Source organism: Frateuria sp. (genome assembly GCF_035695185.1).
Classification (GTDB): domain Bacteria; phylum Pseudomonadota; class Gammaproteobacteria; order Xanthomonadales; family Rhodanobacteraceae; genus Frateuria_A.
The window spans coordinates 21920-29734 of sequence record NZ_DASSES010000145.1 but is presented as its reverse complement, the minus strand read 5'-3'; the positions used below and the strand labels follow the sequence as shown (position 1 = coordinate 29734).

Annotated in this window: 6 protein-coding genes; 3 read left to right on the top strand and 3 right to left on the bottom strand. The window is 69.7% G+C overall.

The annotated features are described in order from the left end of the window. From VFH59_RS11930 to VFH59_RS11920, 3 genes are all read right to left on the bottom strand, one after another. Nucleotides 1–720: cbb3-type cytochrome c oxidase subunit I (locus VFH59_RS11930; RefSeq protein WP_325165122.1), on the bottom strand; the 720-nt coding region annotated here is incomplete at its 3' end. Nucleotides 721–777: 57 nt separating this feature from the next. Further along, the gene (coxB, locus tag VFH59_RS11925) at nt 778–1725 is read right to left on the bottom strand and encodes a cytochrome c oxidase subunit II (protein WP_414655887.1); all 948 of its coding nucleotides are present in this window, start codon (nt 1723–1725) and stop codon (nt 778–780) included. Nucleotides 1726–1745: 20 nt separating this feature from the next. Beyond that, nucleotides 1746–2186 (bottom strand): DUF2244 domain-containing protein, encoded by a 441-nt coding sequence (locus VFH59_RS11920; RefSeq protein ID WP_325165123.1) that lies wholly within the window; start codon nt 2184–2186, stop codon nt 1746–1748. 355 nt (nt 2187–2541) lie between these two features. On the opposite strand from VFH59_RS11920, the gene putA reads away from it, so the two are divergent. From putA to VFH59_RS11905, 3 genes are all read left to right on the top strand, one after another. Then, a complete protein-coding gene (gene putA, locus VFH59_RS11915; RefSeq protein ID WP_325165121.1) occupies nt 2542–5697 on the top strand; it encodes a bifunctional proline dehydrogenase/L-glutamate gamma-semialdehyde dehydrogenase PutA in 3156 nt (1051 codons plus the stop codon). A gap of 244 nt (nt 5698–5941) precedes the next feature. Continuing rightward, on the top strand, nt 5942–7351 hold the full coding sequence (locus VFH59_RS11910) for a coniferyl aldehyde dehydrogenase (protein WP_325165120.1): 1410 nt from the start codon (nt 5942–5944) through the stop codon (nt 7349–7351). Nucleotides 7352–7451: 100 nt separating this feature from the next. Next, nucleotides 7452–7775 carry a hypothetical protein gene (locus tag VFH59_RS11905; RefSeq protein WP_325165119.1) on the top strand — a complete coding sequence of 108 codons (324 nt, stop codon included), beginning with the start codon at nt 7452–7454 and terminating at the stop codon, nt 7773–7775. The last annotated feature ends 40 nt before the right edge of the window (nt 7776–7815 follow it).

The following is a 7815-nucleotide window of genomic DNA, read 5'->3' as shown; positions in this document are numbered from 1 at the left end:
GCCGCCGCCGGCGGCATTGAAGAAGCTGGTGCCGAAGTACTTGTCGGTCAGCAGCATGGTCACCGCACCGGCCAGCACCGGCATCACGGCGATCAGCAGGAACGCGGTGATCAGCCAGCTCCACACGAACACCGGCATCTTCAGCAGGTCCATGCCCGGCGCGCGCATGTTGAGGATGGTCGCGATGATGTTGATCGCGCCCATGATCGAGCTGATGCCCATCAGGTGGATCGCGAACACCACGTAGGCGACCGAGTCGCTCTGCAGCGAGAGCGGCGGATACATGGTCCAGCCGCCGGCCGGGCCACCGCCCGGCATGAACAGCGTGGACAGCATCAGCGCGAAGGCGAACGGCAGGATCCAGAACGAGAGGTTGTTCATGCGCGGCAGCGCCATGTCCGGCGCGCCGACCATCAGCGGGATCATCCAGTTACCGAGGCCGACGAAGGCCGGCATGATCGCGCCGAAGATCATCACCAGCGCATGCATGGTGGTCATCTCGTTGAAGAAGTACGGCTGCACCAGCTGCATGCCCGGCTTGAACAGCTCCGCGCGGATCACCATCGCGAAGCTGCCGCCGATGAAGAACATCAGCAGCGAGAAGACCAGGTACAGCGTGCCGATGTCCTTGTGGTTCGTGGACATGAACCAGCGCGTGAAGAAGTTCGACGGCGCGCCGTGGTGCTCGTCGTGGTGATCGTGGGTGGCTGCGTGGGCCATGGCCTTGCACCTCTACCTAATGCGAATACTTGAAAGCGGATGGGCTGGAGGGGGACTTCAGCCCTGCTTGCCCGGCGTCTTGGCCGCCGGGGCGGCCGTGGTCGAAGCGGATGCCGGTACCGGCGTCGGCGAGGCCGGGGTGGCGGGCGTGGCCGGCGGCGCCTTGCCGGCGGCCTCCTGCTGCGCCAGCCACTGGGCGAACTCGGCCTTGGAGACCGCCTTCACCACGATCGGCATGAAGCCGTGGTCCTGGCCGCACAGCTCGGCGCACTGGCCGCGGTAGGTGCCCGGCACCTTGATGTTGGTCCAGGCGGCATTGACGATGCCCGGGATCGCGTCGATCTTCCAGCCCAGCGCCGGCACCCACCAGGAGTGGATCACGTCGCCGGCGGTGATCACGAAGCGGATCTTGGTGTCGACCGGCACCACCAGCGGCTTGTCGACGTTGAGCAGGTAGGTGTTCTCGTCGCCGACCTTGACCGCGCGCGGGTCCAGACCCGAGTCGAGCTGGCGGGTCTCGTTGCTCTGCTCGTCGAGCTTGGACATGAAGCCGACGCCATCGATGGGCTTGCCCTGGTAGTAGACGTAGTCGTAGCGCCACTTCCACTGGTAGCCGGTGACCTTGACGGTCATCTGCGAACCGGTGGTGTTGGCGAAGGAGGTCAGGCCGCCGGTCGCCATCCAGGCCAGGATGATCAGGATGATCACCGGAATGGTGGTCCACACCACTTCGAGCATGGTGTTGTGCGACCACTTCTCGGCCACCGCGCCGCGCGACTTGCGGAAGCGGAACATGGCGATGAACATCGCGCCGAACACCAGGATGCCGATCGCCACGCACACGCCGAGCGCGACGTTGTTGAGGAAGTAGGCCTCGGGCGACCACTCGCTGACGCCGCGCGTCATGTTGAGCTGGCCCGGCTGGGGGTTGGCCCACACCGCGCCGCTGAACAGCGCACAGGCCGCTGCCGCCCATGCCTTGATCCTGATGCCGCCAGATGTCATGTCTTGCACCTTTGTTGACCCTACCCGCGCCGCTGGCCTTGCACATCCGCCAGCAGCACCTTGAGTTTCCTCGACAACACGGCACGTTCCTCTTCGGCGAGGAACGAACCGATCTCCAGCTCGCGTCCATGCGACCCCAGCAGCAGACGCCCGTGCCCGTTGCCGGGGGCCAGCCGCACGCGCACCCAGTAGGACTGGAAGCACACGCGGCGGCGTCCGGGCAGCGAGCGCACCTCCAGCGACGACTCGTCGAGAGTGATGCGTTCGCTGCGGTCGCCCGCGCGCCAGGCCTGCCGCAGGGCAAGGGCCATCGCGCAGGACTCGATCAGGGCAAACAGCGGAGCAAACACATTCCCCTGCCATGCACCCAGCCCGGCCGTCGTCAGCGCCAGGGCCGCCAGCACCATGATCAGGCGACGCAGCCCGCGTCGGCTGAGTGCGCGATTGGGCCGGAGCCACATCGTCACGCACGGCAGGCCGGCGCCAGCGGGTCGAAGCACGATCATGGGAATCCGGCGTGCCTGGAACTGCGGAATGATAGGCCGCTGAATGACCGCGAGGCAAGAATGTCGCACCCGGGTGACCTGTGTCATGGCGCAGCCAAGCGGGGACAGGGAGCGGGAAACGCGTGATCCGGGGCAGGCAGGCGCGCATGGCCACGCCGCGCCGACCGGGTTCCCGCATCCGCTCGCATGACTATGGCCCGCCGCCGCGCCGATCGGCCTGCCCCTCACGGATGCGGGCGCCTGTGCGCGAGGCGTACAATCGCCGGCTTCGCCGCCGCCCTGGGCGGTCCCCTGCCGCAGATCTCCCCACGTGACGCAACCTATCCTGAGCCCTGAAATCCCCACGGTCGCCGATCCGGCGCGCGCCCGCATCACCGCCGCCTGGCTGCGCGACGAGACCGAAGCGGTACTCGACCTGCTCGACCAGGCCGACCTGCCGCCGGACGAGCGCGAGGCGGTGGTCGCCCGCGCCGCCGCACTGGTCACCCGCGTGCGTGCGCGGGCCAAGGACCAGAGCATGGTCGAGGCCTTCATGCGCCAGTACGACCTGTCCAGCGAGGAGGGCGTGCTGCTGATGTGCGTGGCCGAGGCGCTGCTGCGCATCCCCGACCAGCGCACCGCAGACAAGCTGATCCGCGACAAGCTCGGCGACGCCGACTGGCGCAAGCACCTGGGCCAGAGCGAGTCGGCGCTGGTCAACGCCTCCACCTGGGGCCTGCTGCTGACCGGGCGCCTGGTCAACCTGGCCGAGACCACCCGCGACGATTTCACCGGCTCGCTGCGCCGGCTGGTCGCGCGCCTGGGCGAACCGGCGATTCGCGCCGCGGTGCGCCAGGCGATGCGGCTGATGGGGCACCAGTTTGTGATGGGCCGCTCCATCGACGAGGCGCTGGACCGCGCCAGGAAGAAGGAAAACGCCGCCTATCGCTATTCGTTCGACATGCTCGGCGAGGCCGCGCTGACCGCCGCCGACGCCGAGCGCTACCAGCAGGCCTACCGCGATGCCATCGCCGCGATCGGGCGACGCGGCCCGTTCGCCAGCCACACCGATGCGCCGTCGATCTCGGTCAAGCTGTCGGCGCTCTACCCGCGCTACGAGCCGGGCCAGCGCGAGCGTGCACGCAAGGCGCTGGTCGCGCGGCTGCTGGAGCTCTCGCAGCTGTCGATGCAGGCCGGCATCGCGCTCTCGGTCGACGCCGAGGAAGCCGACCGCCTGGAACTCTCGCTGGACATCATCGGCGAGGTGTTCGCGCACCCGTCGCTGGAAGGCTGGCACGGGCTGGGCATCGTCGTGCAGGCCTACTCCAAGCGCACCCCGTTCGTGATCGACTGGCTGGTCGAGATGGCGCTGACCCACGGCCGGCGCTGGTACGTGCGGCTGGTCAAGGGCGCCTACTGGGACGCCGAGGTCAAGCGCGCGCAGGAGGGCGGCCTGGGCGGCTATCCGGTGTACACGCGCAAGCCGAACACCGACGTCTCCTACCTCGCCTGCGCACGGCGCCTGTTCAACGCCGGGCCGGCGCTGATCTATCCCCAGTTCGCCACGCACAACGCGCACACGATCGCCGCGGTACACCACCTGTCGCAGGGCCGCCCGTTCGAATACCAGCGCCTGCACGGCATGGGCGCGGACCTCTATGCCGAAGTGATCGGGCCGAACGGCCTCCGGGCGCCCTGCCGCGTCTATGCGCCGGTCGGCACGCACGAGGACCTGCTGCCCTACCTGGTGCGCCGCCTGCTGGAGAACGGCGCCAACACGAGCTTCGTCAACCGCGTGGTGGACGAGGACGTGCCGGCCCGCGAACTCGTTGCCGACCCGTGCCAGACGGTGCGCTCGTTCGAGTCGATCCCCCATCCGCGCATCCCGCTGCCGGCCAACCTCTACGGTGAACTACGGAAGAATTCCATGGGCGTGAACTTTGCCAACGACAACGAACTGAGGGCCCTGGCCGACGAGGCCAACGCCCACCAGGGTCCGTGGACCGCCGGCCCGCTGGTACCCGGCGCGACCAGCGCGGGTCCGACCGTCGAGGTCACCGACCCGTCCGACCGCCGCCGCAAGCTGGGCAGCTACGTCGCCGCCGACGAGGCGACGGTGCAGAAGGCGCTGGCCAATGCGCACGCGGCGCAGGATCGCTGGAGCAACTTCCCGGTCGCCAACCGCGCGGCCATGCTCGAGTACGCCGCCGAGCAGCTGGAGGCGCGCCGCGGCGAGTTCATCGCGCTGTGCGTGCGCGAGGCCGGCAAGAGCCTGCCCGACGCGATCGCCGAGATCCGCGAGGCGGCCGACTTCCTACGCTACTACGCGACCATGGCGCGGCGCCTGTTCGGCGAGCCGATCGCGTTGCCCGGTCCGACCGGCGAGACGAACCAATTGTTCCTGGAAGGCCGCGGCGTGTTCGTCGGCATCAGCCCGTGGAACTTCCCGCTGGCGATCTTCATCGGTCAGGTCAGCGCCGCGCTCGCCGCCGGCAACACCGTGATCGCCAAGCCGGCCGAGCAGACCAGCCTGATCGGCTACGTCGCCACCCAGCTGCTGCACGACGCCGGCATCCCGAAGGACGTGCTGCAGTTCGTGCCTGGCGATGGCCCGACCGTGGGCGCCGCGCTCACCCGCGATCCGCGCGTGGCCGGCGTGGTCTTCACCGGCTCGACCGAGACCGCCTGGGCGATCAACCGCGCGCTGGCCGCGCGCAAGGCGCAGATCGCGATCCTGATCGCCGAGACCGGCGGCCAGAACGCGATGATCGCCGACTCCTCGGCGCTGCCCGAGCAGATCGTCAAGGACGTGATGGCCTCGGCCTTCCAGTCCGCCGGCCAGCGCTGCTCGGCCGCGCGCGTGCTGTACGTGCAGGAGGACATCGCCGACAAGGTGATCACCATGCTCACCGGCGCGATGGCCGAGCTCAAGGTCGGCGACCCCGGCCTGCTTTCCACCGACGTCGGCCCGGTGATCGACGAGGACGCCAAGGCGATCCTGGTCGCGCACGCCGAACGGATGGACAAGGAGGCCAAGAAGATCGCCGAGGCACCGATGGACCCGGCCGCAACCGCGCACGGCACCTTCTTCGCGCCACGCGCCTACGAGATCCCCACGCTGTCGATCCTCGAGCGCGAGATCTTCGGCCCGGTGCTGCACGTGCTGCGCTGGAAGGCCAGCGAGCTGCCGCAGGTGATCGAGAAGATCAACGAGACCGGTTACGGCCTGACCCTGGGTGTGCACAGCCGCATCGACGCGACCATCGACTACATCGCCCGCCACACCCGCGTGGGCAACTGCTACGTCAACCGCAACCAGATCGGCGCGGTGGTCGGCGTGCAGCCGTTCGGCGGCGAAGGCCTCTCCGGCACCGGCCCCAAGGCCGGCGGCCCGCACTACCTGCTGCGCTTCGCCAGCGAGCGCACGCTGACCATCAACACCACCGCCGCCGGCGGCAACGCCTCGCTGCTGACCATCGGCGAGTAAGGGTGGACGAGCGAATGGCGGCGCTGCCGCCTTTCGCTCGGGCGCGCCACGGCGTCACCGGATGTCGAGAAGCCCGGCGACCCGGGGCCCTGCTCCCTCTCCCGTCGGGGAGAAGTCTGGCATTGAGGGACCGCGGCTGGCCCGATCCGCACGGGAGCATCGCCCCGGTCTCCATCCCGCTCGCCGGCCCCTCCGAAGCAGGCGGAGCCATCAAGGCTTGCGCGGGACGTGCGACGATGTCGCCATGGCCGATACCCCCGAGCTGACCGCGATCCTGCACCGCATGCGCACCGCACAGGCGCGCGATCCATCGCCGGCCTGGCCCGTGCGCGCCGGCCGGCTGCAACGTCTCGCGCGCATGCTGCAGGAGCAGCGCGCCGCGTTCGCCGAGGCGATCGACGCCGACTTCGGCCAGCGTCCGGCGGAAGAGACCGACCTGCTCGAACTGTTCCCTTCACGCTCGGCGGTGCGCCATGCGCTGCGCCACGGCAAGCGCTGGATGGGCCCGCGCCGCGCCGCCACCAGCCTGGCCTTCCTGCCCGGATCCAACCGCCTGCTGCCGCAGCCGCGCGGCGTGGTCGGCATCGTGGTGCCGTGGAATTACCCGCTGTTCCTGGCGGTCGGCCCGCTGGTGGATGCACTGGTGGCCGGCAACCGGGCGATGGTCAAGATGAGTGAATTCACGCCGCGCTTCTCGAGGCTGTTCGCCGAACAGGTGGCGGCGTACTTCACCGAAGACGAGGTCGCTGTGGTCACCGGGGACGCGGTGGTGGCGCAGGCCTTCACCGCCCTGGCCTTCGACCACCTGCTGTTCACCGGCTCGACCGCGGTCGGGCACCAGGTGATGCGCACGGCATCGGCGCACCTGACCCCGGTGACGCTGGAACTCGGCGGCAAGTCGCCGGCGATCATCGGGCCCGGGGCGAACCTGGCGGAGGCGGTCGAGCGCATCCTGGTCGGCAAGCTGGTCAATGCCGGGCAGACCTGCATCGCGCCGGACTACGTCCTGCTTCCACGCGCACGCGTGGACGAGTTCGTCGCCGCCGCGCGCGCCACCATGGCGCGGCTGTATCCGGACCTGGTGCGCAACCGGCAGTACACCAGCCTCGTTTCCGAGCGGCATTTCGCACGCATCGCGGCGCTACTGGGTGAGGCCAGGGACGCCGGCGCACGCATCGTGCCGCTGGCCGAGGCGCCGCCGGATCCCGTGCGGCGCCTGTTTCCGCCGCAGCTACTGCTGGACGTGCCGGACGACGCCCGTGTGATGCGCGAGGAAATCTTCGGCCCGCTGCTGCCGCTGGTCGCCTGCGACTCGGTCGGGCAGGCGGTCGAGTACGTCAACGCCCGTCCACATCCGCTGGCGCTGTACCTGTTCGAGCACAACCGGCAGACGATCGACATGGTGCTCACGCACACGCAGGCCGGCGGGGTGACCGTCAACGACACGCTCTACCATATCGCCCAGCACGGCCTGCCCTTCGGCGGCGTGGGCGCGTCCGGCATGGGCGGCTACCACGGGAAGGCCGGCTTCGATACCTTCTCGCATCTGAAGCCTGTGTTCGCGCAGGCGCGCTGGAACGGCGCACGTCTGCTGCAGCCGCCGTACGGTCGCCGCTTCCGGCGCATGCTGGAACTGCTGCTCAGGCACGGCTGAGATTGCCCAGGTCTCTCGCGGCAGTCCTCCTGCGAACCTGCACATGCCGCCAACGGCGAACTGGCGACACTGCGCGCAGGAACCTTGCAGGAGCCCAGCCATGGCACGACCCGACGACGAACGTAGCCCGCCCCCCGCCGGCGTGGAGACCGGCCCGCAAGGCGGCGCAGGTGGCGTGGGCGGCGAACCCGGAGGCGCACGCCTGGACGCCCAGGCCCAGGACCGGCCGACACCGGCGCCTGCCGGCGGGCCACGCCGCCCCGGACATGCCTCGGACAAGGCGCAACCGGGCTACCGCGCCCGCCCGGCGGGACAAAGCGGCGTGGGCGAGCAGGACGACCACACCTCGACCCTGCGCGAGCCGCAGGGTGACGGCCATTACGTGGCCACCGACCGCGGCGACAAGCCACTCCGCAGTGGCTGACGGCGCGTGGCAGCCTCTGCGGGGGCGCCTTGCGGGCACA

Excerpts from the sequence above, each read along its gene's own strand:
- coxB (WP_414655887.1), bottom strand. The coding sequence starts at position 1,725 with ATGACATCTGGCGGCATCAGGATCAAGGCATGGGCGGCAGCGGCCTGT.
- VFH59_RS11920 (WP_325165123.1), bottom strand. The coding sequence starts at position 2,186 with ATGTGGCTCCGGCCCAATCGCGCACTCAGCCGACGCGGGCTGCGTCGC.
- VFH59_RS11910 (WP_325165120.1), top strand. The coding sequence starts at position 5,942 with ATGGCCGATACCCCCGAGCTGACCGCGATCCTGCACCGCATGCGCACC.
- VFH59_RS11905 (WP_325165119.1), top strand. The coding sequence starts at position 7,452 with ATGGCACGACCCGACGACGAACGTAGCCCGCCCCCCGCCGGCGTGGAG.